Source organism: Pseudostreptobacillus hongkongensis (genome assembly GCF_001559795.1).
GTDB lineage: Bacteria > Fusobacteriota > Fusobacteriia > Fusobacteriales > Leptotrichiaceae > Pseudostreptobacillus > Pseudostreptobacillus hongkongensis.
The window spans coordinates 1-250 of sequence record NZ_LOHY01000010.1; the positions used below are offsets into that span (position 1 = coordinate 1).

General features: G+C 28.0%; 1 protein-coding gene. It reads right to left on the bottom strand.

Annotated features, from left to right (window positions below; all coding sequences use genetic code 11):
* Positions 1-250, bottom strand: a 250-nt coding sequence (locus AYC59_RS00480) for a hypothetical protein (protein ID WP_156445423.1), incomplete at both ends; no start/stop codon positions are given.

Sequence of the window (250 nt, forward strand, 5' to 3'; positions counted from 1 at the left end):
GTTTAATATTTAATCCATCATTAGAATCATTCTTTGTAACTTTAATGTTATCTTTAGCCGTAGCTCCATTAACTGTTCCCTCACCTTTTATCTTTAAAATTTCTCCTAATTTTTTACTTATAGGACTATCATCGTTTCCTTGGAATGATATCTGCTTATTAGTAAGTTCTGTTATATTTTTAGATGAATTTTCTATAGCTTTATCTAATGCACTTAAAGCTGAACCAACATCTTTATGATTAGTTACTGT